At 72.8% G+C, this 24,854-nt stretch carries 25 protein-coding genes and 1 tRNA gene; 16 read left to right on the top strand and 10 right to left on the bottom strand.

What is annotated here, in order from left to right; all coding sequences use genetic code 11:
- Positions 1 to 162 precede the first annotated feature (162 nt).
- The 3 genes from AC0682_RS10880 (at position 163) to AC0682_RS10870 (ending at position 2,901) form a co-directional block, all read left to right on the top strand.
- Positions 163 to 738, top strand: coding sequence for a TerD family protein (locus tag AC0682_RS10880; RefSeq protein ID WP_018486928.1), 576 nt, complete (start codon positions 163 to 165; stop codon positions 736 to 738).
- Positions 739 to 807: 69 nt separating this feature from the next.
- On the top strand, positions 808 to 1,968 hold the full coding sequence (locus AC0682_RS10875) for a DUF475 domain-containing protein (protein ID WP_254812637.1): 1,161 nt from the start codon (positions 808 to 810) through the stop codon (positions 1,966 to 1,968).
- Positions 1,969 to 2,166: 198 nt separating this feature from the next.
- Positions 2,167 to 2,901, top strand: a complete 735-nt coding sequence (locus AC0682_RS10870; protein ID WP_254812638.1) for a TerD family protein — start codon at positions 2,167 to 2,169, stop codon at positions 2,899 to 2,901.
- Positions 2,902 to 2,962: 61 nt separating this feature from the next.
- Here AC0682_RS10870 and AC0682_RS10865 read toward each other — a convergent pair whose 3' ends face one another.
- A complete protein-coding gene (locus AC0682_RS10865) occupies positions 2,963 to 3,922 on the bottom strand; it encodes a TerD family protein (RefSeq protein WP_478532253.1) in 960 nt (319 codons plus the stop codon).
- Positions 3,923 to 4,188: 266 nt separating this feature from the next.
- On the opposite strand from AC0682_RS10865, the gene AC0682_RS10860 reads away from it, so the two are divergent.
- The 4 genes from AC0682_RS10860 to AC0682_RS10845 all read left to right on the top strand — a co-directional run bounded on the left by AC0682_RS10860 (position 4,189) and on the right by AC0682_RS10845 (position 9,515).
- The gene (locus tag AC0682_RS10860; RefSeq protein ID WP_254812640.1) at positions 4,189 to 5,361 is read left to right on the top strand and encodes an HpcH/HpaI aldolase/citrate lyase family protein; all 1,173 of its coding nucleotides are present in this window, start codon (positions 4,189 to 4,191) and stop codon (positions 5,359 to 5,361) included.
- An 11-nt stretch (positions 5,362 to 5,372) separates the two neighbouring features.
- Positions 5,373 to 7,970, top strand: a complete 2,598-nt coding sequence (locus tag AC0682_RS10855) for a phosphoribosyltransferase (RefSeq protein ID WP_478532252.1) — start codon at positions 5,373 to 5,375, stop codon at positions 7,968 to 7,970.
- A 23-nt stretch (positions 7,971 to 7,993) separates the two neighbouring features.
- Positions 7,994 to 8,791, top strand: a complete 798-nt coding sequence (locus AC0682_RS10850) for an HAD family hydrolase (RefSeq protein WP_478532327.1) — start codon at positions 7,994 to 7,996, stop codon at positions 8,789 to 8,791.
- A gap of 64 nt (positions 8,792 to 8,855) precedes the next feature.
- Positions 8,856 to 9,515: an O-methyltransferase gene (locus AC0682_RS10845; protein ID WP_478532251.1), complete on the top strand. Its 660-nt coding sequence runs from the start codon at positions 8,856 to 8,858 to the stop codon at positions 9,513 to 9,515.
- Positions 9,516 to 9,545: 30 nt separating this feature from the next.
- Here the strand turns inward: AC0682_RS10845 and AC0682_RS10840 are convergent, their stop codons facing one another.
- The 3 genes from AC0682_RS10840 to AC0682_RS10830 all read right to left on the bottom strand — a co-directional run bounded on the left by AC0682_RS10840 (position 9,546) and on the right by AC0682_RS10830 (position 12,466).
- Positions 9,546 to 9,758, bottom strand: a complete 213-nt coding sequence (locus tag AC0682_RS10840; protein ID WP_478532250.1) for an FmdB family zinc ribbon protein — start codon at positions 9,756 to 9,758, stop codon at positions 9,546 to 9,548.
- Positions 9,759 to 10,075: 317 nt separating this feature from the next.
- Positions 10,076 to 11,371, bottom strand: coding sequence for a hypothetical protein (locus AC0682_RS10835; RefSeq protein WP_478532326.1), 1,296 nt, complete (start codon positions 11,369 to 11,371; stop codon positions 10,076 to 10,078).
- Positions 11,372 to 11,665: 294 nt separating this feature from the next.
- Positions 11,666 to 12,466 carry a DUF4097 family beta strand repeat-containing protein gene (locus AC0682_RS10830; protein WP_478532249.1) on the bottom strand — a complete coding sequence of 267 codons (801 nt, stop codon included), beginning with the start codon at positions 12,464 to 12,466 and terminating at the stop codon, positions 11,666 to 11,668.
- Positions 12,467 to 12,739: 273 nt separating this feature from the next.
- Here AC0682_RS10830 and AC0682_RS10825 point away from each other — a divergent pair.
- The 6 genes from AC0682_RS10825 to AC0682_RS10800 all read left to right on the top strand — a co-directional run bounded on the left by AC0682_RS10825 (position 12,740) and on the right by AC0682_RS10800 (position 15,311).
- Positions 12,740 to 12,814: transfer RNA gene (locus tag AC0682_RS10825), tRNA-Val, on the top strand.
- A 125-nt stretch (positions 12,815 to 12,939) separates the two neighbouring features.
- Entirely contained in the window at positions 12,940 to 13,335 is a 396-nt protein-coding gene (locus tag AC0682_RS10820; RefSeq protein WP_478532248.1) for a TraR/DksA family transcriptional regulator, read from the top strand.
- A gap of 64 nt (positions 13,336 to 13,399) precedes the next feature.
- Positions 13,400 to 14,041, top strand: a complete 642-nt coding sequence (locus AC0682_RS10815; RefSeq protein ID WP_478532247.1) for a GNAT family N-acetyltransferase — start codon at positions 13,400 to 13,402, stop codon at positions 14,039 to 14,041.
- A gap of 144 nt (positions 14,042 to 14,185) precedes the next feature.
- Entirely contained in the window at positions 14,186 to 14,404 is a 219-nt protein-coding gene (locus AC0682_RS10810; protein WP_478532246.1) for a hypothetical protein, read from the top strand.
- A 141-nt stretch (positions 14,405 to 14,545) separates the two neighbouring features.
- The gene (locus tag AC0682_RS10805) at positions 14,546 to 14,992 is read left to right on the top strand and encodes a DUF7144 family membrane protein (protein ID WP_478532244.1); all 447 of its coding nucleotides are present in this window, start codon (positions 14,546 to 14,548) and stop codon (positions 14,990 to 14,992) included.
- A 46-nt stretch (positions 14,993 to 15,038) separates the two neighbouring features.
- Positions 15,039 to 15,311, top strand: a complete 273-nt coding sequence (locus AC0682_RS10800) for a DUF2277 domain-containing protein (RefSeq protein ID WP_478532243.1) — start codon at positions 15,039 to 15,041, stop codon at positions 15,309 to 15,311.
- A gap of 31 nt (positions 15,312 to 15,342) precedes the next feature.
- Here AC0682_RS10800 and AC0682_RS10795 read toward each other — a convergent pair whose 3' ends face one another.
- On the bottom strand, positions 15,343 to 16,128 hold the full coding sequence (locus AC0682_RS10795) for a DedA family protein (protein WP_478532242.1): 786 nt from the start codon (positions 16,126 to 16,128) through the stop codon (positions 15,343 to 15,345).
- Between the two features lie 279 nt (positions 16,129 to 16,407).
- Between AC0682_RS10795 and AC0682_RS10790 the strand changes: the two genes are divergently transcribed.
- The gene (locus AC0682_RS10790) at positions 16,408 to 17,025 is read left to right on the top strand and encodes a superoxide dismutase family protein (protein ID WP_478532325.1); all 618 of its coding nucleotides are present in this window, start codon (positions 16,408 to 16,410) and stop codon (positions 17,023 to 17,025) included.
- A gap of 104 nt (positions 17,026 to 17,129) precedes the next feature.
- Here the strand turns inward: AC0682_RS10790 and AC0682_RS10785 are convergent, their stop codons facing one another.
- The 3 genes from AC0682_RS10785 to AC0682_RS10775 all read right to left on the bottom strand — a co-directional run bounded on the left by AC0682_RS10785 (position 17,130) and on the right by AC0682_RS10775 (position 19,334).
- Positions 17,130 to 17,576 (bottom strand): DoxX family protein, encoded by a 447-nt coding sequence (locus AC0682_RS10785; RefSeq protein WP_478532241.1) that lies wholly within the window; start codon positions 17,574 to 17,576, stop codon positions 17,130 to 17,132.
- A gap of 776 nt (positions 17,577 to 18,352) precedes the next feature.
- Positions 18,353 to 18,562 carry a hypothetical protein gene (locus AC0682_RS10780; protein ID WP_478532240.1) on the bottom strand — a complete coding sequence of 70 codons (210 nt, stop codon included), beginning with the start codon at positions 18,560 to 18,562 and terminating at the stop codon, positions 18,353 to 18,355.
- A 127-nt stretch (positions 18,563 to 18,689) separates the two neighbouring features.
- Positions 18,690 to 19,334 (bottom strand): HNH endonuclease family protein, encoded by a 645-nt coding sequence (locus AC0682_RS10775; RefSeq protein WP_478532238.1) that lies wholly within the window; start codon positions 19,332 to 19,334, stop codon positions 18,690 to 18,692.
- A 224-nt stretch (positions 19,335 to 19,558) separates the two neighbouring features.
- Between AC0682_RS10775 and AC0682_RS10770 the strand changes: the two genes are divergently transcribed.
- A complete protein-coding gene (locus tag AC0682_RS10770) occupies positions 19,559 to 20,293 on the top strand; it encodes an ABC transporter permease (RefSeq protein WP_478532236.1) in 735 nt (244 codons plus the stop codon).
- A 59-nt stretch (positions 20,294 to 20,352) separates the two neighbouring features.
- Here the strand turns inward: AC0682_RS10770 and AC0682_RS10765 are convergent, their stop codons facing one another.
- Both AC0682_RS10765 and AC0682_RS10760 read right to left on the bottom strand, forming a co-directional pair.
- Positions 20,353 to 21,015: an HAD-IA family hydrolase gene (locus AC0682_RS10765; protein WP_478532235.1), complete on the bottom strand. Its 663-nt coding sequence runs from the start codon at positions 21,013 to 21,015 to the stop codon at positions 20,353 to 20,355.
- Between the two features lie 204 nt (positions 21,016 to 21,219).
- Complete coding sequence (locus tag AC0682_RS10760; protein ID WP_478532234.1) at positions 21,220 to 22,449, bottom strand: peptidoglycan-binding domain-containing protein; 1,230 nt, start codon at positions 22,447 to 22,449, stop codon at positions 21,220 to 21,222.
- A 210-nt stretch (positions 22,450 to 22,659) separates the two neighbouring features.
- Between AC0682_RS10760 and AC0682_RS10755 the strand changes: the two genes are divergently transcribed.
- The gene (locus AC0682_RS10755) at positions 22,660 to 24,834 is read left to right on the top strand and encodes an MDR family MFS transporter (RefSeq protein WP_478532233.1); all 2,175 of its coding nucleotides are present in this window, start codon (positions 22,660 to 22,662) and stop codon (positions 24,832 to 24,834) included.
- Positions 24,835 to 24,854: the final 20 nt, after the last annotated feature.

The raw sequence follows: 24,854 nt of genomic DNA, 5'->3' as shown, positions 1-24,854 counted from the left end.
GTGACGCCCAAAGGGAGCAAGGCCGAGAGCCCTCACCCCCCCCTTCTGCCCCTCCTCCCCCTCGGTTGTCCCCCGGACGCGCTCAACCGGGCGCTTTAGGGCGCCCGAGCGCGGGCGTCCGAAAGCGCCCGTCCGCGTTTCCACGACTCGGGGAGGACACACATGGGCGTCACGCTCGCCAAGGGAGGCAATGTCTCCCTCTCCAAGGTCGCACCCAACCTCACCCAGGTGCTGGTCGGGCTCGGCTGGGACGCACGCTCCACCACCGGAGCCGATTTCGACCTCGACGCCAGCGCACTGCTGTGCCGCTCGGGCCGGGTGCTCGGAGACGAGTGGTTCGTCTTCTACAACAACCTCACCAGCCCCGACGGCTCCGTCGAGCACACCGGCGACAACCTGACGGGCGAGGGCGAGGGCGACGACGAGTCGGTCATCGTCCGTCTCGACCAGGTCCCCGCGCACTGCGACAAGATCGTCTTTCCGGTCTCCATCCATGACGCCGACAACCGGGGCCAGGCGTTCGGCCAGGTCAGCAACGCCTTCATCCGCGTGGTCAACCAGGCCGACGGCCAGGAGCTGGCGCGTTACGACCTGAGCGAGGACGCCTCCACGGAGACCGCGATGATCTTCGGCGAGCTGTACCGCTATCAGGGTGAGTGGAAATTCCGTGCAGTCGGTCAGGGGTACGCGTCGGGGCTGCGCGGTATCGCTCTAGACTTCGGCGTCAACGTTTCATAACGCCGCGCACGGCGCGGGGGAACCCCGTTCGCACCAGGGGAGACCCTTACACAACACGATGAGGTACCAGTGGTCCTGAAAACCTTCGGCTGGTCGTTCGCGGTGACCGCGCTCGGCCTGGTCGCGGCCTTCTTCTACGGGGGGTGGCATGCTTTCGGCATCGTCGCGATCCTGTCGATCCTGGAGATCTCGCTCTCCTTCGACAACGCGGTGATCAACGCCGGAATCCTGAAGAAGATGAACGCCTTCTGGCAGAGGATCTTCCTCACGATCGGCATCCTCATCGCCGTCTTCGGTATGCGGCTGGTGTTCCCCGTCGTGATCGTGGCCGTGAGCGCCCAGCTCGGCCCGATCGAGGCCATCGATCTCTCCTTCAACGACCCCGACAGGTACAAGGAACTGGTCACGGACGCCCATCCGGCGATCGCCGCCTTCGGTGGCATGTTCCTCCTGATGATCTTCCTCGACTTCATCTTCGAGGACCGTGACATCCAGTGGCTCCGCTGGATCGAGCGCCCGCTCGCCAAGATCGGCAAGGTCGACATGCTGTCGGTCTGCGTCGCGCTGGTCGTGCTGCTGGTCAGCGCGATGACCTTCGCGACCCACGCCCACCAGCACGGTGGCGGCCACGTGGACAAGACGTCGACCGTCCTGCTCTCGGGTATCGCGGGTCTGATCACCTATCTGATCGTCGGCGGGCTCTCCGGATTCTTCGAGGGCAAGCTGGAAGAGGAGGAGGAGCGGGAGCAGGAGGCCGAGGAGCTGGCCAAGAAGGCGGGCAAGCCGGTCACCGGGGTGGCCCTCGCCGGAAAGGCCGCGTTCTTCCTCTTCCTCTACCTGGAAGTCCTGGACGCCTCGTTCTCGTTCGACGGCGTCATCGGCGCCTTCGCCATCACCAACGAGATCGTGCTGATGGCCCTGGGCCTCGGTATCGGCGCGATGTACGTCCGCTCGCTCACCGTCTACCTGGTCCGCCAGGGCACCCTGGACGACTACGTCTACCTGGAGCACGGTGCGCACTACGCGATCGGTGCCCTCGCCGTCATCCTGCTGGTCACCATCCAGTACGAGATCAACGAGATCATCACCGGTCTGATCGGTGTCGTCCTCATCGGCCTCTCCTTCTGGTCCTCGCTCCGCCGCAACAAGGCCATCGCTGCCTTGGGCGGAAGCAGCGGGGACGCCGGAGGGAGCGCCGGTTCCAAGGCAGAAGTCCACTCCGGGGTGTGACCCGGTAGGGATTGAGGAACGCTCTCTGCGGGGCGGCCCACACGGCGAAGGCTCTCCGGGATTCCCCCGGACCCGACCCGGGGGCCGCCCCGCGGCGGTATGCGGACAGACGAGTACGGCGGGTACGACGAGTGCGGATCGACAAGTCGACAGGCCGACAGGTGGGCAGGCCGAGAGGCCGGACAGGTGGGGGTTGGGATGGGACTCTTCGACGGCCTGTGGCCGACGCGCGCGGCACAGTTCGACGCGGGCAGCGGCACATCGAGCGCGATCACGCTCTCGAAACGCAATGCCACCGTCTCCCTCAGCAAACAGGGCCCGCTCTCGGGCAACCTCCGCGTCAACCTCTCCTGGCGGATGCGCACCTCGGACATCGAGGGCCGCTCGCGCCAGAGCGGCCGACTGAGGCGCCCCCTCAAGCTCTTCCAGCCCGAGGTGGTCCAGGCGCACACCCAGGGCGTCGTCAACGTCGACCTGGACCTCGGCTGCATGTACGAGCTGGCGGACGGCACCAAGGGGGTCGTGCAGCCGCTGGGCAATCTGATCGGCGACCTGAACAGCCCGCCCTACATCCGGCTCAGCGGCGACGACCGGTTCGGCGCCCCTTCCGGGGAGACGGTCTACGTCAACCTCGACCAGCGCGATCAGTTCAAGCGGCTGCTGTTCTTCGTCTACATCTACGACCGGACTCCCGCGTTCGACCGTACGCACGCCAAGATCACGCTCTACCCGGGCAACGGCCCCCGGATCGAGATCGAACTCGACGAGCGCGCGCCGCAGGCCCGCTCCTGCGCGGTCTTCACCGTGGAGAACGTCAAGGACGAGCTGATCGTGCGGCGCGAGGTGAAGTTCGTCTACGGCTTCCAGTCCGAGCTGGACCGGCTCTACGGCTACGGCATGCAGTGGGGGCGGGGCTACAAGTCACGGACCTGAGCGCGCCTCTCCGTGCCTTTCGTACGGGGCCGACGCTCCCAGGGCCACTCCGGGCTCGGACTCAGGTCCGGATGAACTGCGGGCCCTGCGGAGGCAGGACGAAGTGCGGGTCGGGCGCGTGAGCCGCGGCCACCGCCGGCTGCGGATAGCCGTAGGCGGGCGGAGCCCCGGCCCCCTGCGGATAGCCGTACGCGGGCTGCGGCGCGGGCACGGCGGGAGCGGGCGGGGCGGCCGGGGGTGCGACGGGCGGCGGGTAGCCGTAGGCGGGCTGCCGGTGCAGGACGGTGGCCTGGGAGTCAGCGCTCGGCACGGCGGGTGCCGGGGGCTCCTCAGCGGTGCCCGCCGCACCGGAACCCCTGCCGTCGGCTGCGGAGCCGGACCCACCGGCTCCGGACCCGGAATCGGCCCCACCGGAACCGGACCCACCGGAACCGGGATCGGCCCCGCCCGCCCCGGCCTCCGCCGCTTCCGAGTCGTCGACCGAGATCCCGAAGGCCGTGGCCAGCCCGATCAGCCCGGTCGGATAGCCCTGGCCGACCGCCCGGAACTTCCATCCCTCGCCGCGCCGGTAGAGCTCACCACAGATGATCGCGGTCTCCTCACCGGTCTCCGGCCGCACATCGAAGACCGCCAGCGGCTCCCCGTCGGCGGACGCCGCGTCGAAGAGGAGTATCCGCAGGTCCGGCACGCTCGCGAAGGCGGCGCCGTCGGAGGAGGCGGCGATGACCACCTGGTCCACCGAACCGTCGAGCGCGCCGAGGTCCGCCTCGATCGTGTCCGTGAGCCCCTCGGGGACGCTGCGCTTCGGCAGCCGCCGGACCAGCCCGGAGGGGTGGCGCGGCTGGTTGTAGAAGACGAAGTCCTCGTCGGACCGCACACGGCCGGAGGAACCGAGCAGCAGGGCGGAGGCGTCCACGTCCGGGACGTCGGCCCCCGGCGTCCAGCGCAGCACGGCCCGTACGGCCATGGCGTCGACCTGGACGTTCGAGCCCTTCAGCATCGTGTGCGTCATGGGCGTCATCCTGCCTGCTGGCGGCACGTGCGGACAACGCGGGGGCGGCAAAGACCCGGTTCTGTCGCGGTTGCCTCGCGCGGGCGCGGGGGCGGCGGGAGGAGGGGGCGACGAGGGGCGGGGAGGGCAAAGGGGCGGAACGGTACCGCGAGCAGAGCCCCGGTGAAGGGCGGGCAACCGGAAATTCATGTCCATCGGGAACTGTTGACACTCGTCCGTACGTACTATTACCGGCCACACGTTGTCCGGCCGGTCAGGCAGTTCGGGGGAAACTCATGCGTCACTTCGGGTATATGTCGCCCGCTGCCCGGGAGGGCCTGTTCTTCCGGGAACCGTGTGAGTTCAGCGCGGACTCGCCCGCGAGTCTGCTCTCCGTCGCGCTGGGCGCCACGCTCTACTCCCCGGCCACCCGGCCCACCCTGGCCGACGACGTGATGAAGCAGGCCGGGCGCGGGGTCGTCTCCATGGTGCTGTGCCTGGAGGACTCGATCGACGACGCCGAGGTGGTCGGCGCCGAGGCCAACCTGATCAGGCAGTTCACCGAGCTCGCAGAGCGGGACGCGACGGGCGCCGGACTGCCGCTCCTCTTCGTCCGGGTCCGCGAACCGGGCCAGATCACCGACCTGGTCGCCCGCCTCGGCCCTTCCGCCCGGACACTGTCCGGTTTTGTACTTCCCAAATTCACCGAGGAGCGTGGATCCCTCTTCCTGGAGGCCCTGGCGGAGGCCGAGGCGGCCTCCGGGCAGCGGCTGTTCGCCATGCCCGTCCTCGAATCGCCCGAGCTGCTCCACCTGGAGACGCGCGGCGAGGTCCTCCAGGGCATCGCGCGCTGCGTCGACAAGTACCGGGACCGGGTGCTCGCCCTGCGGCTCGGCGTCACCGACTTCTGCTCGGCCTACGGGCTGCGCCGCGCGCCCGACATGACGGCGTACGACGTCCAGATCGTCGGCTCCGTCATCGCGGACGTGGTCAACGTGCTGGGCCGGGCGGACGGCACCGGCTTCACGATCACCGGCCCGGTCTGGGAGTACTTCCGCCGCCAGGAGCGCATGTTCAAGCCCCAGTTGCGCCGCAGCCCCTTCCTGGAGGGCAGCGCCGAGGAGCTGCGTACGGCACTCATCGAGCACGACCTGGACGGACTGCTGCGGGAGATCGAGCTGGACCGGGCCAACGGCCTGCTCGGCAAGACCTGCATCCACCCGTCGCACGTGGCACCCGTCCACGCGCTGTCCGTGGTCAGCCACGAGGAGTTCACCGACGCGCAGGACATCCTGCGCCCCGAGCGCGGGGGCGGCGGGGTGCTGCGCTCGGCGTACACGAACAAGATGAACGAAGTGAAGCCCCACCGGGCCTGGGCCGAGAACACGCTCCGGCGGGCCGAGGTGTTCGGCGTGGCGGGGGCCGACGTCGGCTTCGTGGACCTGCTGGCCGCCGGCCTGGCGAAGTGAGCGCGCGTTCGATGAGCGGGCGCGTGAGGAGAGAAGAGACCGTGGACGTGGTGTGGTCGGGCGACTGGGTGGCCGAGCGGCTGGGCGTGGCCCTGGAGGGCGACGGCGAGCTGCGGGAGCTGCTGGGCCTCGCCCTGCGGCGCAACCCCAAGCGGGCCCATCTGCTCGTCTCCAACGTGCTGGGCAAGCATGTGCCGCAGCACCCTTCCGTCGTGTACGGGGCGGGGTACGGGCTCGGTGAGCGTGTACGGGCCCTCCTCGGCACGGAGGAGGCCCGCCGAGCGGTGGTCCTCGGGTACGCGGAGACGGCCACCGGTCTCGGCCACGCCGTCGCGGACGGCCTGCGGGACGCCCCGTACCTCCACTCCACCCGGCGCCCGGTCGCGGGCACCGCCCCGGCGGGCGGCTTCGAGGAGGCCCACTCGCACGCCACCTCGCACCTGCTGCTGCCGGAGGACCCCGGGCTGTTCGCGGGGGACGGAGCCGCTGCCCTGGTGCTGGTCGACGACGAGTTCTCCACCGGCAACACGGTCCTGAACACGATCCGCGCCCTGCACGAGCTGCACCCGCGCGAGCGGTACGTGATCGTCGCGCTCGTCGACATGCGCTCGTCGGCCGACCGCGACCGGCTGACCGCCTTCGCCGCCGAGATCGGCGCCCGCGTCGACCTGGTGACCCGCGCCGCCGGAACGGTGTCCCTGCCGGACGGCGTCCTGGAACACGGCCGGGCGCTGGTCGCGGAGCGGGAGGCGGAGCAGGCGGACGCCCCGGGCGGGCAGGCCGGCGGAAGCGCGGGCGCGGGCCGGTCCGGGGAGGCCCCCCGGAAATCCGCTCCCCCCACCCGGGTCGACCTCGGCTGGCCCGCAGGTGTCCCGGACGGCGGGCGGCACGGCTTCACCCCGGCCCACCGGGCGGCGCTCGAAGCGGCGCTCCCGGGCATGGCGGAGCGGATCGCGGCCGCGCTGGGGCCAGAGCCCCGCCGGGTCCTCGTCCTCGGCTTCGAGGAGCTGATGTACGCGCCGCTGCGCCTGGGCACCGCTCTGGAAGAGGCGCTGGGCACGCACGTCGATGTCCGCTTCTCCACCACCACCCGCTCCCCGGTCCTCGCCGTCGACGACCCCGGCTACGCGATACGCACGCGCCTCGTCTTCCCGGCCCACGACGACCCGGCGGACGGCCCCGGCGACCGGTACGCGTACAACGTGGCGGGCGCGGGCTTCGACGCGGTGGTCGCCGTCGTCGACTCCACCGCCGACACCCCCGAGCTGCACGCCCCCGACGGGCTGCTGGCCCGTCTGGCGGCCCACACCGGCCACGTACTCCTCGCGGTCGTCCCCTCGTACACCCCGGCGACCGCCCCCCACCACGAGCAGGAGCCCTCCGTGCTGCCCGAGCCCCTCCGCGGCCCCGACTTCTCCAGCTACGCGCCCGAGGACGTCGGCTGGCTGCTCCAGGACCTCTCGGACACCCAGCTGGAGGCGCCCACCGAGGAGCGCGAGGAGGCGATCCAGAGCGGCGGCGCGCACTACGCGGAGTCGCTGCCCGTGGAGTACCAGCCGAGCGCCGAGTACCAGGCCCTGTTCACGGCCGCCCTGGACGCCTCGGCCGCGCGCATCGCCCGTGCGGTGGGCACCGTCACCGAGACGGTCCTCGCCGAACGCGGCCCGCGCCCGGTCCTCGTCTCGCTCGCCCGCGCCGGAACGCCCGTGGGGGTCCTGATGCGCCGCTGGGCCCGCCACCGCCACGGACTGGACCTGCCGCACTACGCGATCTCCATCGTCCGGGGCCGGGGCATCGACGCCACCGCCCTCCGCTGGCTCGCCGCCCACCACGACCCGGCCGACGTGGTGTTCGTCGACGGCTGGACGGGCAAGGGCGCGATCACCCGCGAACTGGCCGCGGCGCTGGAGGAGTTCGAGCGGGAGGAGCCCGCGGCCCCCGGGGGCCCGGTCACGGCCGCGGGCTCCGCGGCCCGGGGCTCCACAGGCGCGGGCGGCGCCGGGCGCTTCGACCCGGAGATCGCGGTGCTGGCGGACCCCGGCGGCTGCGTCCGTACCTACGGCACCCGCGAGGACTTCCTGATCCCCTCGGCCTGCCTCAACTCCACGGTCTCCGGCCTCATCTCCCGTACGGTGCTCCGCGCCGACCTGGTCGGGCCGAACGACTTCCACGGCGGGAAGTTCTACCGGGAGCTGGCGGAGTCCGACGTCTCGGGCCGCTTCCTCGACACCGTCGCCGCGCGCTTCGACGAGGTGGCCGACGAAGTGGACGCCGCCACCAAGGAGTTGCTGGCCGCCGACCGGGCCCCCACCTGGGAGGGCTGGGCGGCCGTCGAGCGGATCAGCGAGGAGTACGGCATCCACGACGTCAACCTGGTCAAGCCGGGCGTGGGCGAGACCACCCGGGTCCTGCTGCGCCGGGTCCCCTGGAAGATCCTGGCCAGGCGCGGGGCGGACGCGGACCTCCAGCACATCCGGCTGCTCGCCGAACAGCGCGGCGTCCCGGTCGAGGAGGTCGACGACCTCCCGTACAGCTGTGTCGGTCTCATCCACCCCCGCTACACGCGCGGCGCGACGGGCGCGGACGGCAAGGCGGTACAGGGCGCGTGAACGAGACGACACCGGCCACTCTGGTGGCGAGCGACCTCGACCGTACGCTGATCTACTCGGCGGCTTCGCTCGACCTGTCCATGCCGGACGCCCAGGCGCCCCGGCTCCTCTGCGTCGAGGTGTACGGCCACAAGCCGCTCTCGTACATGACGGAGACGGCCGCCGCCCTCCTCACCGAGCTGGCGGGCGCCACGGTCTTCGTCCCCACCACCACCCGCACCCGCGAGCAGTACCACCGCATCCATCTCCCCGGACCCGCCCCCCGGTACGCGATCTGCGCCAACGGCGGCCACATCCTGGTCGACGGGGTCTCCGACCGGGACTGGCAGCAGCGGGTGGAGGCGCGCATAGCGGACGAGTGCGCCCCCCTCACCGAGATCCGCGCCCACCTCGCCGCCACCGCCGACCCGGCCTGGCTCCTCAAGGAACGGGTGGCCGAGAACCTCTTCGCCTACCTGGTCGTCGAGCGCTCCCTGCTGCCCGAGGAGTGGGTGAAGGAGCTGGCGGTGTGGGCAGCGGAGCGCTGCTGGACGGTCTCCCTCCAAGGCCGCAAGATCTACGCGGTCCCCGTGCCGCTCACCAAGAGCGCCGCCATGAACGAGGTCGCCCGCCGCACCGGCGCCACCCGCACCTTCGCCGCCGGGGACTCCCTCCTCGACGCGGACCTGCTGCTCGCCGCCGACCTCGGCTGGCGCCCCGGCCACGGCGAACTGGCCGACCACGACTGGCGAGCCCCGCACGTGGTGGCGCTGGAGGAGCGGGGCGGGGCGGCGGGGGAGGAGATCCTGCGCCGCTTCCTGGCCGCCGCCCCGACCGCGTAGGGCCCCGGCGGGGTCCGGGCCGCTTTCAGCTGCGCGGGGGCGCGGGGTGGGCGAGGCTGAGGGCATGACGAAGGGCAACGAAACCACGATCACGGCCGAGCTGTACGCGTACATGCTCGCCCACAACCCGCCGCTCGACCCGGTCCAGCGGGAGCTGGTGGAGACCACCTACGCCCGGTTCCCCGACCACGCGGGCATGGTGTCGGCCGAGGAACAGGCGCCGCTCCTCGCCTTCCTGGTCCGCCTGGTGGGCGCCCGGCATGTGGTGGAGGTCGGCACGTTCACCGGCTTCAGCGCCCTGGCGATGGCCCAGGCGCTGCCCGCCGACGGCAGGCTGATCGCCTGCGACATCTCCGAGGAGTGGACGGCGTACGGGCGCGAGGCCTGGGAGAAGGCGGGTGTCGCGGACCGGATCGACCTGCGCATCGCCCCGGCCCTGGACACCCTGCGCGCGATGGAGCCCGAGCCGCACATCGACCTCGCCTACCTGGACGCGGACAAGGGCGGCTACATCGCGTACTGGGAGGAGCTGGTGCCCCGCATGCGGCAGGGCGGTCTCATCGCCGTGGACAACGTGCTCTTCCACGGTGGCGTCACGGACCCGGAGGCGACCGGGCCGACGGCGGCCATCAAGGAGTTCAACGACCACGCGGCCGCCGACGCCCGGATGGACACCGTGCTGCTCACGGTCGCGGACGGCCTGACGCTGGCCCGCAGGAAGTAGCGCAGGGCCCTGCTGTCGGGCCGTTCCGGCTCAGCCGCAACAACCGCCGCCGCAACAGCCTCCGCCTCCGCCGGGCGGCGCGGGGGCGGACGCGGCGGCGCCACCCACGGCCACGGCTGAGAGCAGCTTGACGGTGTCGTCGTGCCCGGCCGGGCAGGAGGCCGGGTCCGAGGACTGGGCCATGGGACGGCTGAGCTCGAACGTGTCGCCGCAGGTGCGGCAGCGGAATTCATAGCGAGGCATGGCCACAGGCTAGAGCCATCCCCGCCCGACGGCTACGCCCTCCCGCAACCGACCGGGGTCGGCCCCTCGCCGCCTCGGCCTCCCGCAGGAGCGCGGGCCCGGCCCCCGCCGCCTCGGACTTCCGCGTCGGGGCGGGTTCAAGGCCCCTGCTCCCGGGCCCCCGCGGCAGCAGGGACCCGGGCGCCGCCGCTTCGGCCTCCCGTGACGGCGCCGACCCGACCCCACTCACGCGTCGGCCCTTCCGCAACCGTGCGGGCCCCGAGCCCGCCCGCTGAGGACTGACTCCGCCCGCTGAGGGCTACCGCGTCGGCGTGGGCTCAGCCCCCGCTCCCGCGCTCCTCGCGGATGTCGGAGACGACCCGGGCGGCGGTCTGCCGTACGGCCTCGGTCTCGGTCAGGAAATGCCAGTAGTCGGGGTGGCGACCCTCCAGTCCGGCGATGGCCCGGTCCAGCCGGGCCACGGAGTCGTCCAGGGGGCGGGCGTGCCGGGGGTCGGGTGTGTGGCGGCCGGCCATGGCGAGGCGCTGGGCGTCCCGCACGGCGAACCGGGTCCGCTCGATCTCCTGCTGCGGGTCCTTCGCCACGGCGTCCAGCCGCTGGAGCCGGTCCCCGGCGGCGGAGACCGCCTCATCGACCGCATTGAGCAGGGCGCGGACCGTGGAGAGCCGGGAAGTGGCGTCCGCCCAGCGCTGCTCGTCGCGCGCCTTCGCGGCCTCCGCGAGCTTCTCCTCGGCCTGCCGTACGTTGACGGCAGCCTGCTCCGGCACCGGCTGGAGGTCCTGCCAGCAGGCGGCCGAGAACCGCCGCCGCAACTCACTGAGGACCGGCTCCACCGAGCCCGTCCGGGTCGTCAGGGCCTGGGCGCGGGTCCGCAGCGACACCAGTCGCCGGTCGATCTCGGCGGCCCGCTCAGGCAGCCGCTCCGCCTCCGCCCGCAGGGCCTCCGCATCGCGCAGGACCACATCGGCCCGCTGGAGCGTCTCGGCGACACCGTGCTTTCCCGCGCCCTGGTTGAGCTTGGTCAGCTCCGGGGCGAGGGCGGCGAGCCGGGCCGCCAGCTCGTCCGCGCGCAGCCCCGCCGCCCGTACGGCGTCGAGCGCGTTGCTCGCGCCGAGCAGCGCCTGCCGGGCCCGCTCCACGGCCGGGGCGAGCCGGGCGAGCTGGGTCTCCGCACTGCCCAGCAGCGCCCCGAGCCCCTGTCCGAACCGGTCCAGCTCGCCCTTGACCCGTACGAGGTCGTCCTTGGCCCGGGTCAGCTCGGTGCGGGCGCGGGAGGCGACGGAGGGCTCCAGGTCGTCCCGGTCCAGGTCATGGCTGTCGACGGCGGTGATGTAGGCGTGGCTGACCTCGTCGATCCGCCGCCCCAGCGCCGCGAAGTCCTCCGCTGCCTTACGGCCGCGCGGGGAGTTGTCCACGGCGTTGATCGTCTCGATGGAGATCCTCAGATCGCGCTGGGCGGTGTCCAGCTCGTAGAAGGCCTCCGCCGCCGCGTCCCTGGCCGCCTGGGCCTCGGCACGCTGGTTCTCCCCCCGCCCGCCGAACCACCGCCGCGTGCCGCCCCCGGCGAAGGCGACGGGCAGAGCCGCGACGAGGAGAGGCAGGGGCAGCAGCACCAGGGCCAGGGCGTCCCGCACGCCGTGCCCCGCCGAACGGTGACCCTGCCTGCCCGGGGCCGCACGGCCACCTTGCCCGGCCGGGGCCCGGTCGCCCCGGTCTCCACGGCCCAGGTGGTCCTGGCGTATCCCCGGAGCGCTCCCGCCCCGGGCACCCGAATCTTTCTCGACGGCGGAACTCCCACCCGCTCCTGCCTCCGGCCGCGTGTGTGTCGCCGTCACATCCCTCTCCCGTGCTGTTCCGCCCCTGCCCGGTACATTCTCCCACCAGGTAAGGACGAACACACGAGCCCGTTAGTTCGCGGTTCGCACCTTCACTTCGCCGTTGTCGCTGCGGGCCTTCACCACATGGGTGCTGCTCTCGCTGCGCGGCACCCCGATGCTGACCTCGCCGTTGGTGGCGCTCGCGTTCACCGCGTACTCCTGTCCGCCCTGCGGCAGGTCGATGACGATGCTCCCGTTGTCACTGACCGTGTCCACGAGGTCGGGCACACCGCTGAACCCGAGCCGGATCTCCCCGTTGTCCGCGCGGGCGACCACGGACTTGGTGCCTATCCGCTCGGCGAGGACGGACCCGTTGTCGCTCTTGAGGTCGAGCGGCCCGCCGGAGTCCCGCACGACGATGTCGCCGTTGTCGGCGGAGAGCCGCAGCGGGGTGTCGAACCCGACGGCGGTGACCCGGCCGTTGTCCGCGTCGGCCGCCACGGTCACCCCGCGGGGCACCTTCACCTCGTGGCGCGCGGCACAGTTGTTGATCATGGCGTCGCACTTCACCCGGAGCGTGAGGGTGTCGTTCTCCATCTTCCAGACGGGATCGGGCCCGCTGCCCAGCACCACCCACCCGTCGACCTGCCGCTCCACCTCGACCTCCCGGACATCGGCCGGCACCAGGGTCACGGTGGAGTCCTCGGCGTCGATGGTCAGCGTCTTCCCCTTCAGCGCGAAGGTCTTGCGCTCCACGGGCGCGTCATCGACATCGGCGCTCCCGCACCCGGTGAGAGCCAGCGCGACCAGCGCGCCCCCGACCCCCACGCCGACTGCACGGCCGGGAACCCTGCGCCGCTTGCGGATCGGTGCGCTGATACGGATGTCCACGGTGATCGGTCCCCCAGGAATGACGGCTGCGCGGTGTCACCGGTCGTCGCCGCCGGTGCGTACTGCCAACCGTATGTACCGGCACCCCTGCGACGGCATCCGGACCGCTACCGTCTCCGGGGTGGGGTTATCCCCCGGTCCCGCTCGGTCCCGCCGGTCTCCCCCGGTCCCGCTCGGTCCCGCCGGTCTCGCCCGGTCCCGCACCGGCGGTTCGGGCCGTCCTATCTGTTTATGACCAGGGCCCCTGTCCATGTACGCTGTTGTCTCCTCCACGGGTGCGTAGCTCAGGGGTAGAGCGCTGCTCTTACAAAGCAGATGTCGGCGGTTCGAAACCGTCCGCGCCCACCAGTGCGAAGTACGAAGGCCCCGACCGTCACGGTCGGGGCCTTCGTCGTGCGATGCCGCCCCCGGCGGTCCGGGGGAGACCGGGGAGTGGGCGGAATGGGCGCTTCCGGGCCGGTGTTGAGGAGGGAGTGGACCAGGAGACCGGTGGCGACCCGTACCTTCCGCCCGAGCGCGAGGACGTACGGCAGCGACTGCTGGCCGAACGCGGCGCCACCCGTGAGCGCATGGATGCGTTGAGCCGCGATTTCGAGGCCATCGTCGAGGCGAACGCGTTGGTGGCCGTCGACGACGAGCATGACCTCGAGGGTGCGAGCACCGCCTTCGAGCGGGCCCATGTCGCCGCCCTGCTGACGCAGGCGCGCGAGCACTTGGCCGCGCTGGACCTCGCCGTGGAACGGCTGGAGGCCGGTGAGTACGGGCGGTGCGAGCGGTGCGGGGAGCCGATTCCGGCGGCGCGGCTGGAGGTGCGGCCGGCGGCTACCACGTGTGTGGGCTGTGCCGGTGGGGTGCGGCCCGGCCGGTAGCCGTACTCCATGATGGGTGCGGCAGTCGGAGCGGTGGAGCGGGACGGGGAGAGGGTGGTCGTTGATGGGGGAGAGCCTTGCGGAGATTCTGGACCGGGCCGCGGGCGGGCGGTTTCCGGTGCCGGACGGGCGTACCACCGTGGTGGAGGCGCCGAGCGGGCGGGACTGGGGGGTGATCGCCTTCACCGCGCACTCGGTGGTGTTCACCGACGAGGACCCCGCGTGGGTCCGTGCGACCCTCGGCTCCACGGACTGCGACGCGCTCGCCGCCACCATGCATCCGCGCTTCCTGAACGCGCTCCTGGAACGGACCGGCCGGACCACCGACACGATCGACCTGCTCACCGTCGCGTCCGCTCTTCCCGGTGATCCTCCGCTGGAGCTGCGGGAGATCACCGATCCGGTCCACCCCCGGGTCGTGAGCGCTCGCCGACGGCGGGACGGGGTGCGGATGTGGGCGGTCGACGGTGGGGTGCTGGTCCTCGGACGTGGGGTGGCGGGGCGCTGGGAGGTCGCCGTCGAACTGGAGGAGGGCGCCCGGCACCGGGGGCTCGGGCGGGCCCTGGCCACGGCTGCCCGGCATCTGGTGCCCGAGGGGGAGCCGCTCTGGTCGCAGCAGGCGGCGGGCAACGCGCGCAGTATCAGGGCGTTCCAGGCCGCCGGGTTCCGGCCGGTGGGTTCCGAGGCGTTGTTGCTCGTGCGGTAGGGCGTAGGGCGTTGGGCGTAGGGCGGTGGAGGGGTAGGGGTAGGAGTAGGGCGGTAGAGGGGAGCCGGGTGTGCGTGGGGCGCTGTGCGGGGGCGTGCGTTCTTCCGGGATGCGGGCCGGCAGTCGCCAGGGCACGGTGTAAGCATGGCCGCGCATCCCCCCGTGATCGTCTACCCGCCCTCCGCGTCCGGAGCGCGGCGGGTCACCGTGCACGGGCAGATCGTGGGGGTGGCGCACGGGCGCGGAGAGGTGGCCGCGCTGCTGCGGGCCGCCGGGTTCGCGCCGGGGCCCGACCAGGCCGTCGAGCTGGACCGGCCGGGGTTGATCGAATGGCGTGGCGGGGACCTCGACACCTGGGAGTGATCGCCGTCGGACGTCACCCGAACGGGTGCGTCAAGGTGGTCGGCCGGGACGGTCGGGAGGAACGTCGAAGCTGATCTGCGCGCACCATCAGCGCAGCTCGAGACGGCAGGTGTCCGTGCCTGTCCCGGCCAAGGAGTCCTCATGTCCCAGCCCACCGCACCTACACCCGGGTCCTCGCGCCCCGCCGCGTCCGCCCCCGACGGCGTCGGCAGCCCGTGGGCCGGCGGCGGAACGCTGTTCGCCGGCTTCCTGCTCCTCGTCGACGGTGTCCTCGGGGTCATCAAGGGTGTCGCGGGGATCGCCACCAACGACGTGTACGCGGCCGTCAACGACTACGTCTTCAAGTTCAACGTCACCGCGTGGGGGTGGATCCACCTCGTCCTCGGCGTGGTCCTGATCTTCGTCGGCTGGGGCATCCTCAAGGGTGCGACCTGGGCCCGGGCCGTGGGCATCGCCCTCGTCTCGCTGAACCTGATCGCCAACTTCATGTGGCTCCCGTACACGCCGGTCTGGGCCATCGTCACCATCGCCATCGACGTCTTCGTCATCTGGGCGCTCTGCACCGACCGCTCCGAGCCCGTGGTCTGAGCGCCGGCACCGGGCCGTTGTCAGTGGCGCGGTCCACACTGGAATCATGTGCCGCAGCATCAAGACCCTTCGCCCGCCCGCACTCCCCGAAGAGGCCACCGAGGAGGACATGCGGGCCGCGGCCCTTCAGTACGTGCGCAAGGTGTCCGGCTTCCGGGCGCCCGCAGCACACAACCGGGAGGTGTTCGACCGTGCCGTCGACGAGATCACCGCAGCCACGATGAGGCTGCTCGGTGGGCTGGAGATACGGGGCTCCGCCCGTGCTCACACCCCTGCCGCCGATGCGGCCTCGGCGCGGAGTGCTGCCTCGGGCGGGTGAGTGCGCGGTCGGCCCTGGAGCCCTTCAGGTCTCAGGGGGAGACCGGCGCCGGTGGCGTGACCGGGGTCGATCCGTGCGGCTGGCTGGGGATGGTGCCCAGCGTCGGGCCGGGGGCCTGAGCCGACCGGGAGCCGGTGGGCGGGGACGGTACGGCGGCGGAGCCCTGGAGCGCCTCCACCGTGGCGGCGGCCGCGGCCCGTGCCGCCGTGGGGCGCTTCACCACGAAGGCCGCGAGCGCGCCCGCCATGAACAGGGCCAGCACCGAGACCGCCGTCCCGAACCAGGTCGAGCCCAGCCATCGGCCCCCGAAGTAGCCGAGCCCCACGCTGTAGCCCGCCCAGGCCAGGCCCGCCAGGGCCGACCACGGCAGGAAGTCCCGCACCCGGCGACGCGCGGCGCCCGCTCCCAGGGAGACCACCGAGCGGCCGGCGGGGGCGAACCGGGCGATGACGACGAGCGCGCCTCCACCCCTGCTCAGCGCCGCGCCGAGACGTTCCTGCGCCCTGGTGAGACGGCGTGAGCGGGCGATCGCCCGGTCCAGCCTGTCTCCCCCGCGCCAGGCCAGCCGGTACGCGACGAGGTCGCCGAGCACCGACGCGGTGGCCGCGCAGAGGATGAGGACGACGAGCGAGGGCACCTCACCGGTCGCGTTGCCGGACCCGTTGACCCCGGTCGAGCCCGCGGCGGCGGCGGTGGCGGCCGTGATGACGAGAACCCCGCTGGGCAGCAGGGGGAGGAAGACGTCCAGGAGGACCGAGACCGCGACCACGACGTAGATCCACGGACTGCTGGTCAGCGCGCCCAGACTCTCAAGCACCCGTCGACTCCCCGATCGTGTCAACGCCGCGACGTCGCAGGGGAGCGGCATGGGCGGCAGGTTCAGCTGTACAGCGTACGCGGGAGCGTTCCGCGTGGATCGGTCAGGGTGGGGTGATGTTGTGCGGGTCATGTACCCCCTCGTGCCTCGCGGGCGGTGTCGGCCGTTAGGCGGGCGAAGGCGACCGGCACGAACGAGGAGCAGGGGCAGCGCATGACCGGATCGGTGGACCGCGCGGTGGCAGCGGAGGGAAGGAGGACCGTGCGGCGGAAGGTCCTGGTGGGGGCCGCCGCCCTCGTGATGCTCGCCGGCGGTGGCGCCTCCATCGCCCAGGGCGCGGCGGACAGTCCCGATGGCGGAGGACACGCGGCCCACGGCACCGGAAGTGCCGGCGGCAGCGGGGACGGAAGGGCGAGCGAGGCCGGGATGGTCGGCGGGGCCTCGCGGAGCGGGGGGTTCTGGATGCGGGCCGACGGGGTGTTCTCCCCGCCCGGCTCCTTCGTCCCGTCCGACGCCCTGACGTACGACACCGGTCTGGTCCCGGCCGCCGCGCGGATCGAGATCACGCAGTACGCCGACCGGTCCACCACGCGCGTCGGCACCCGGCTCAAGGGGCTCGTCCCGAACCGGGCGTACGGGATGCATGTGCACACTTCGCCGTGTGCGGCCGAGCCCGCCTCGGCGGGCCCGCACTACCAGCACCGCGCCTCGGCCACCGCGGACCCGGTCAACGAGGTGTGGCTCGACTTCCGCACCGACCGGAACGGCGACGGAGAGGCGGAGGCCCGGCCCGACCGGGGGTTCCGGGACGGCGGTGCCCGCTCGGTGGTCATCCACGATGTGCAGGGCGGGGCGGGCAAGCGGATCGCCTGCTTCACGGTGCCGTTCGCGTCCTGAGGCGCTTGTGTCCCGGTGGTGCGGGGGGCGGACTGGCTGAACACCCCCGCCGGGTCGGCTCCGGTGGGGGTGCTCAGGTGTTCCGGGGTGTGTCGGAGGCCCGGTCAGACCGGAACGGCCGTGGCCGGCTCGCGGTGGGGCTCCTCGGCGGAACCGTGCTCCGGGCGTGCCCCGAGGAGCCGGTCCACGGCTCCGGCGCCCGGGCCGGTGAAGACCAGCAGAAGGAACGCCCAGCAGAAGAGGGCCGAGGCCTCGCCGCCGTTGCCCACCGGGGTGAGCGCTTCGGGCTGGTGGACGACGAAGTAGGCGTAGGCCATCGAGCCGGAGGCCAGGAAGGCGGCTATACGGGTGCCGAGGCCGAGGGCGACCAGGGTGCCGCAGACGAGCTGGATCAGGGCCGCGTACCAGCCCGGCCAGGCTCCGGCCTCCACCTCACGGCCGCTGAAGAGGCCGAAGAGGCTGGAGGCGCCGTGGATCGCGAAGATCAGGCCGATGACGAAGCGGAAGAGGCCGAGCACATAGGGCTGGGCCCCGTTCAGGCGAGTGGACATGGGGGGTGGGCTCCTTCGGTCTGGGTGGGGACGTGAACCGACTGAGCGCCTCAGGTTAGGGAAACCTCACCAGTACTTGCAACTTCAACATTCTGGCGTGTGGCTGAAAAGTGACCATGACCTCCGGGTGAGTGAACGCTCAAGAGCGCTCACCAGCAGTTCGCTGGTGAAGGTCGACTTGGCCTGGACCAATGCCAGCGCAGGGTTCCGGCCATGCAGGAGCGGTGGCGTGAGCTGGTTGCCGAACCAGAGGCTGCCCGTCCTGCTCCACGGCGCCGAGGGGAGTTCCGTACGGCCGTGCCGGATCAGCAGTCGGCCGATTCTCCGGCCCACCCTGCTCCAGCCGAAGCGGAATGCCCAACGGATTGACCGCGGCACTGAGCTGGGCGGGCCGGGCAGGTCGGCCGGAGGGCGCGGACCGCCGGTACGCCGCCGGGGGCGGTGTCGGGTCGGCGCGGCTCGGCGGCACGGGCGTGGTGCACGCCCCCGGACAGCACGCATCCCGTCGCCGGGACGCCCGGACCGCTCCCCGCCCGGCGGAGCGGCTTTCGTGAACCGGTCGAAGGAATCCGGGAACGCGGTCCGGTGCGCACGGTCCGCCGCCCGGCGCGTCTTCTCGCCGAGACGTGCCCAGCGGCCACCGCGGGAGCCGCCGCACAAGGCCGCGTTCCAGGGCTCCGCGTCTTGGGGGTGAGTGCCGGCGGCAGTCACGGCGGCGGGCTGCCGATCATGATGTGGTCGTGCGCGGAGGGGTCCGCCGGCCCCCTCTCGTGGAGTCAGGCGGCCTCGCCGTCGTCCGGCATCGCCCGCCGCCCCTCGGGCGGGGCGCGGGCCGCCCGGGTGTCCGCCAGCGCCAGCTGTACTCGGCCGAAAATGCGCTGGTAGCTCCAGCGGGCCCGGGCCGGATCCGCACCCCGTACGCCGTCGTCGTGCCGGGCGTCAACCGCCCCCCCACGGCCACCGGGGGCGTAGTGGTCCCTGGCCACCGCGAACGACGGGGGCGCGCCCGAGGTGCCGTCCGCGCACCGGACTCCACGGTGCGCGGACGGCTCGCGTCGCCGCTGAGGGGGCCGGTGACGGGGGCTCGGCGAGGGGATTCTCGGTGAGGGGTGCTCAGCAGCCGTTGAGCGCCGACTGCAGCGCGCTCTTCTCGGCCGAGTCCACCTTGAGGTCGTAGTAGTGCTTCACGTGCACCCACGCGCGGGCGTACGTGCACGTGTACGCGGTGCGCGGCGGCATCCACTTGGCCGGGTCCTTGTCGCCCTTGGCCTGGTTGACGTTGTCGGTCACCGCGATGAGCTGGGGGCGGGTCAGGTCGTTGGCGAAGGCCCGGCGCTGGGTGTTGGTCCAGCTGCTGGCGCCGGAGCGCCAGGCCTCGGCGAGCGGGACGAGGTGGTCGATGTCGACATCGGACGCGGCGTTCCAGGTCGCGCCGTCGTACGGGGAGTACCAACTCCCGCTGACGGCGGCGCAGGAGGCGTCCTGCTGGACGTTCGTACCGTCCCGCTTGAGGACGACCTCGCGGGTGTTGCAGGTGCCCGACTGGGTGATCCAGTGCGGGAACTTGTCGCGGCTGTAACCGCTGGAGGAGCCCTCGGCGGCGACGGTGAGCTGGCCGAGGTAGGTGCGTGCGGTCGCCGCGCTGACCGGGGTGGGCAGGGCGGCCTGGGCGGTCGGGGCGGTGAGCAGTACGGAGGTGGCGGCGAGGGCGGCGGTGGCGGCGACGACCGCTGAGCGACGCGCGTAGATACCGAACATGCGAACTCCCTTGCTGTGGGGGTGCGTTGGCGGGCGGCATGTGGAGCCCGTCCAGCGTGGCGGCGCCAGGTTTCGTGGGGGTGGGCGCCAGGTGACAGCGTGACGACATGTTCACGTCACATCAAGGGGTGTGGCGTATCCGGCGGAAGCGAAACGTCCGCCCGGGTGGGGCGGTCGGGGGTGGTGCGAGCGGGCGGTGTGCCGGGCGGACCTATCGTTGCCGCGTGCTGCTTCCGGTCTCCCCGGCCCTCGGGATCGTCCTCGTCCTCCTGCTCCTCCTCGCGGCCGCCATCGCCGCGTGGGCCCGGCTCGGCCGCTCGCGCGACATCCTGGTCGCCGGGGTGCGGGCCGCCGCCCAACTCGCCGCCGTCTCCCTGCTCATCGGCTGGGTGGCCCAGCGGCTGGGGCCGCTGCTCGGGTTCCTGGTGCTGATGTTCGCCGTGGCCGCGTGGACGGCGGGGCGCCGTGTCACCCCCAACCGCACCTGGTGGTGGGCGGCCGTGCCGATCGGGGCGGGGGCGCTCCCGGTGGTCGGGCTCCTGGTGGTCACGGGGCTCGTGCCCGTCCGGGGGCTCGCGCTCATCCCGGTGGCGGGCATCCTCATCGGCGGGGCGCTCACCGCGACCGTACTCGGCGGGCGGCGCGCCCTGGACGAACTCGCCACCCGGCACGGGGAGGTGGAGGCGGGGATGGCGCTCGGGCTGCTCGACCGGGAGGCCCGGCTGGAGATCGTGCGGCCCGCGACCGCGGACGCGCTGCTGCCGGGGCTGGACCAGACGCGGACAGTGGGGCTCGTCACGCTGCCGGGGGCCTTCGTGGGCATGCTGCTGGGCGGCGCCTCACCGGTGGAGGCGGGTGCCGTGCAGCTCTTCGTCCTGGTGGCGTTGATGGCTGTGCAGGCGACGGCGGTCGCGGTGGTGCTGGAACTGGCCACGCGGGGGCGGCTGCACCGGGACTGAGTCCCGGCGCTCGCGGGGCGGGTGCCGGGGCCTGTCGTGCCGCGGTGGTGGTGGGCGGACTACGCCGTGGTGATGTGCAGGCGGATCGAGCCGTCCTCGGCCGCCTCCACCCGTACCCGCGTCAGATCGTCCACATGCGCGTCCGGTGCCAGGGCCGCGGCGCGCGGGCCGACGCCCACGACGCGCATCCCGGCCGCCCGGCCCGCCGTGATCCCCGCCTCGGAGTCCTCGAACACGATGCAGTCGGCGGGGTCGAACCCCAGCTCCGCCGCGCCCTTGAGGAAGCCCTCCGGGTCCGGCTTGCTGGCACCGACCTGCTCGGCGGTGACGCGGACGGCGGGCATCCGCAGCCCGGCCGCGCCCATCCGGGCCGTCGCGAGCGCGCTGTCGGCCGAGGTCACCAGGGCGTGCGGGAGGTCGGCGATCGCGGCCATGAACGCGGGGGCGCCGCCGATCGGGACCACGCCGTCGACATCGGCGGTCTCCTCGGCGAGCATCGCCCGGTTGTCCGCGTAGTTCTCCTCCACGGGGCGGTCCGGCAGCAGGACGGCCATCGTGGCGTACCCCTGGCGGCCGTGGACCACCTTGAGGGCGGCCTCGGGGTCCAGTCCGTGCCGGAGGGCCCACCGGCGCCAGCAGCGCTCGACGACCGCGTCGGAGTTGACGAGGGTGCCGTCCATGTCCAACAGGAGGGCGCGTGCGGTGAGGACGGTGGCCGACATCGGCTGACTCCAGAGCGCGGGGGTGGTGGCGCGGCGGTGCTGAGCACAGGGCAGCCCCGCCCGGTACAAGAGCAGCCCCGCCCGCCGGTCAGGGAGTGCGGGCGGGAGCTACTTTGTTCCACGAAGATACAAAAACCTGGGCCGGAAAGCCAATCCCGCCCGTCGCGCTGCCGCCGACGGCATCCCCGCCCCGTCGCGCTGCCGTCACCCGCGTCCCCGCCCGGTCGTCTCCGCCTCCAGCACGCGCCGCGTGTTCGGCCCGTACACGCCGGGCGGGTCGCCCTGGATCGCCTGGTAGGACTGGTAGACCCGGACGGCGTTCTCCACCCGTTCGGTGAAGTCCCCGTCCGAGGGGCCGTGGTAGAGCCACACCTCCTTGAGCCGGTTCTGCAACTCGCCCACCTGGGGCCCCTGGTCGCCGCGCCGCAGCGACGGCGGGGCCGCCTCCGCGGGCGGGGCGGCGGAGGGCGGGGCCGGACTCTCGGACGCCGGTGCGGACGAGGTGCCGGGGGTCGGCGTGGCCGAGGCGCTCGGGCTCGGCTCGGCGCTCGCCGAGGGGGAGGCCGAGACGGACGGGGACGCGGACGCCGAGGGGGAGGGCGACGCCGATGCCGTACGGGAGGGAACGGCCGAGGGGGAGGGCGACGGGGCGACGGAGGCCGCCGCCGGTTCGTCCGCCGGGACCGGGGCGCTCGTGGTCGCCTCCGGCAGCGCCTCGTCCTGGCTCCCGTCCCGGTCGAAGAGCCCTCCGGCGAAGGCCGCCGTGCCGACCACCGCCGCCACGGCCGCGCCGACGGCCAGGGCCGCCAAGGGCCGCCTCCGGCGCGGCTGCACGGGATCGGGAGCGCCGGGGGGCGCGCCGAAGGGGGGCTCCGCGCCGAAGCCCGGGCCCACGCCCATCGCCGCGGTGCGCCGCCTGCTCTCGTCGGCCGCGGGGGGTGCGCCGGGGCCGTGACCGGGGCCCGCAGTCATGCCCGTACGCGGTCCCATGACCGTACGGGGATCCGAGCCCGGCCCCGTAGCGCCGACCGGTCCCCTGACGTCGTCCAGGTTCAGCCGCATCGTGGTGGCCGCGTCGGCCCCACCAGCCCCACCGCTCCCACCGGCCGCAGGCCCGCGTACGGCCCCTCCCACGGCCGGGCCGTCCCCCGTCGTCTCCGGTCCGTCACCCTTCACCGGGCCGTCCCCCGTCGTCTGTGGCCCGTCGCCCGCCGACGCGTGCCCCAGCGTCACGTACGGCCTGATCCGCAGCGGGTCGAAGTCCTCCGCCGCGGCCATCTCCGCGGAGCGGGCGGCCCGCAGCTCGTCCCCCAGGAGCCGTGTGGCGTCCGCGTCCGTCTCCGTACCGCACCGGCAGGGCGGCACCCGGTGCTCCGCGCCGGGCTCGCCTGCCGTCGTCCGTCTACCGCACTCCGGGCATGCGCGTCCGGTCATCGTGGGTCCCCTCCCCTTGAACTGCCTGCGATTATGCAGCCCGCCCCGGCGAACCCCAATGCCCCGTCCGTGCCCGACGGGTCACGGACGGTGCTCGGCAGGCCATAACAGAGCAGAACGGCCAGGATGGGGGTGTAGTGGATCAGCGGACAGCAGCGGATCGCAGCGGATCGGACTGCGAGCGGAGCGCAGCGGATCGAGGAGACGCCCATGGCCCAGCAGCTCAGCCCGCCCGTGGTCCCCGGCGAGGGGCGGCCCCGCCGGACCGTCCTGGTGGCGATCGGCGCGCTGCTCCTCGGCATGCTGCTCGCGGCACTCGATCAGACCATCGTCTCCACGGCACTGCCCACCATCGTCAGCGAGCTGGGCGGCATGGACCACCTGTCCTGGGTGGTCACCGCCTACTTGCTGGCGGCGACGGCGGCGACACCGCTCTGGGGCAAGCTCGGCGACCAGTACGGCCGCAAGAAGCTCTTCCAGACCGCGATCGTCATCTTCCTGATCGGCTCCGCGCTCTGCGGCATGGCCCAGAACATGCCCCAGCTCATCGGCTTCCGCGCTCTCCAGGGGCTCGGCGGCGGCGGGCTCATGGTGCTCTCGATGGCGATCGTCGGAGACCTCGTCGCCCCGCGCGAACGCGGCAGGTACCAGGGGCTGTTCGGTGCCGTCTTCGGCGCGACGAGCGTGCTCGGACCGCTGCTCGGCGGGTTCTTCACCCAGCACCTCAGCTGGCGCTGGGTCTTCTACATCAACCTGCCGATCGGCATCGTCGCGCTGCTCGTCATCGCGGCCGTGCTGCACATCCCGGTCCACCGCGAGAAGCACACGATCGACTACCTCGGCACCTTCCTCATCGCCTCCGTCGCCACCTGTCTGATCCTCGTGGCCTCCCTCGGCGGTACGACCTGGGCCTGGGCTTCGGCGCAGATCATCGTGCTCGCGGTGCTGGCCGTGGTGCTGCTGGTCGCGTTCGTCGCCGTCGAGCGGCGGGCCGTGGAACCGGTGCTGCCGCTGAAGCTCTTCCGGATCAGGACCTTCAGCCTCGTCGCCGTCATCAGCTTCGTCGTCGGCTTCGCGATGTTCGGCGCGATGACCTATCTGCCCACCTTCCTCCAGGTGGTCCACGGCATCACGCCGACCATGTCCGGCGTGCACATGCTGCCGATGGTCCTCGGTCTGCTGCTCACCTCGACCGGCTCCGGCCAGATCGTCAGCCGCACCGGCCGCTGGAAGGTCTTCCCCCTCGCGGGCACCGCCCTCACCGCCGTGGGCCTGCTCCTGCTCCACCGGCTCACCCCGGCCAGCTCCACCTGGGAGATGAGCCTCTCCTTCTTCGTCTTCGGCGCCGGGCTCGGCCTCGTCATGCAGGTCCTCGTCCTCGTCGTGCAGAACGCGGTCTCCTACCGGGACCTCGGCGTCGCCACCTCCGGCGCCACGTTCTTCCGTTCCATCGGAGCCTCCTTCGGCGTGGCCATCTTCGGCACGGTCTTCACCAACCGGCTCACCGGTCAGCTCGACAGCGCTCTCGCGGGCCGGTCCCTGCCGCCCGGCGCCGACGCCGACCGGCTGGCGGCCGACCCCCGGGCCATCCAGATGCTCCCGGCCGACCTGCGCCCGACCGTCCTGGACGCGTACTCCACCTCCATCACGGACGTCTTCCTGTACGCGGCACCCGTCGTCCTCATCGCCTTCGTGCTGGCCTGGTTCCTGCGGGAGGACAAGCTCAGGGGCTCGGTCACCGCCCCCGACACCAGCCAGACGCTCGCCTCCAACCCCGTCGAGCGTTCCTCGTACGACGAGTGCGCCCGCGCGCTGTCGGTGCTCGCCACCCGGGAGGGGCGCCGGGAGATCTACGAGAAGATCACCGCGCGCGCCGGATACGACCTGCTGCCCGCCGCGAGCTGGCTGCTGCTGCGGATCAAGCGCCACGGCACCGTCGAGCCCGCCCGGCTCGCCGAGGTGGCGCCCGTTCCGCTGCGCATCATCACGGAGGCGGCCCGGCAGGTGGAGGAGCGCGGACTGGCCCGCCGCGAGGGCGTCCAGATGATCCTCACGGACGCGGGGGGAGAAGCGGTCGTACGGCTCTCCCAGGCCCGGGAGGACTCCCTCGCGGAGCTGCTGGGCGACTGGTGGGGGCCGGAGCGGCCGACGGACCTGGTCAAGCTCGTGGCCGAGCTGACGGCGGAGGTCAGCGGGTCGAGCAAGGAGCGCCCGTACACGCCGGCGCCCCCGCGCGACCACGCGGCGGACTGGCACCACGACATCGACCACCCGGGCCGCCGGGGGCGCGGGAGCCGTCCGGACCGCTCGGACCGTGACGACCGGCCGGGCCGCCCGGAGCGCGGGACGCGGGGAAGCCGGCGGGGCCCTGGCGATCACCGCTGACGCGGAGGCCACCGGGGCCA

This window comes from Streptomyces sp. NPDC043746 (assembly GCF_056436485.1).
Note: the sequence above shows the minus strand (reverse complement) of the source record. Positions and strands in the feature narration are given on the sequence as shown.

Excerpts from the sequence above, each read along its gene's own strand:
- AC0682_RS10845 (WP_478532251.1), top strand. The coding sequence starts at position 8,856 with ATGACGAAGGGCAACGAAACCACGATCACGGCCGAGCTGTACGCGTAC.
- AC0682_RS10840 (WP_478532250.1), bottom strand. The coding sequence starts at position 9,758 with ATGCCTCGCTATGAATTCCGCTGCCGCACCTGCGGCGACACGTTCGAG.
- AC0682_RS10800 (WP_478532243.1), top strand. The coding sequence starts at position 15,039 with ATGTGCCGCAGCATCAAGACCCTTCGCCCGCCCGCACTCCCCGAAGAG.
- AC0682_RS10870 (WP_254812638.1), top strand. The coding sequence starts at position 2,167 with ATGGGACTCTTCGACGGCCTGTGGCCGACGCGCGCGGCACAGTTCGAC.
- AC0682_RS10815 (WP_478532247.1), top strand. The coding sequence starts at position 13,400 with ATGGGGGAGAGCCTTGCGGAGATTCTGGACCGGGCCGCGGGCGGGCGG.
- AC0682_RS10880 (WP_018486928.1), top strand. The coding sequence starts at position 163 with ATGGGCGTCACGCTCGCCAAGGGAGGCAATGTCTCCCTCTCCAAGGTC.
- AC0682_RS10755 (WP_478532233.1), top strand. The coding sequence starts at position 22,660 with ATGGCCCAGCAGCTCAGCCCGCCCGTGGTCCCCGGCGAGGGGCGGCCC.
- AC0682_RS10865 (WP_478532253.1), bottom strand. The coding sequence starts at position 3,922 with ATGACGCCCATGACGCACACGATGCTGAAGGGCTCGAACGTCCAGGTC.
- AC0682_RS10765 (WP_478532235.1), bottom strand. The coding sequence starts at position 21,015 with ATGTCGGCCACCGTCCTCACCGCACGCGCCCTCCTGTTGGACATGGAC.
- AC0682_RS10760 (WP_478532234.1), bottom strand. The coding sequence starts at position 22,449 with ATGACCGGACGCGCATGCCCGGAGTGCGGTAGACGGACGACGGCAGGC.
- AC0682_RS10785 (WP_478532241.1), bottom strand. The coding sequence starts at position 17,576 with ATGTCCACTCGCCTGAACGGGGCCCAGCCCTATGTGCTCGGCCTCTTC.
- AC0682_RS10775 (WP_478532238.1), bottom strand. The coding sequence starts at position 19,334 with ATGTTCGGTATCTACGCGCGTCGCTCAGCGGTCGTCGCCGCCACCGCC.
- AC0682_RS10855 (WP_478532252.1), top strand. The coding sequence starts at position 5,373 with ATGAGCGGGCGCGTGAGGAGAGAAGAGACCGTGGACGTGGTGTGGTCG.
- AC0682_RS10810 (WP_478532246.1), top strand. The coding sequence starts at position 14,186 with ATGGCCGCGCATCCCCCCGTGATCGTCTACCCGCCCTCCGCGTCCGGA.
- AC0682_RS10805 (WP_478532244.1), top strand. The coding sequence starts at position 14,546 with ATGTCCCAGCCCACCGCACCTACACCCGGGTCCTCGCGCCCCGCCGCG.
- AC0682_RS10860 (WP_254812640.1), top strand. The coding sequence starts at position 4,189 with ATGCGTCACTTCGGGTATATGTCGCCCGCTGCCCGGGAGGGCCTGTTC.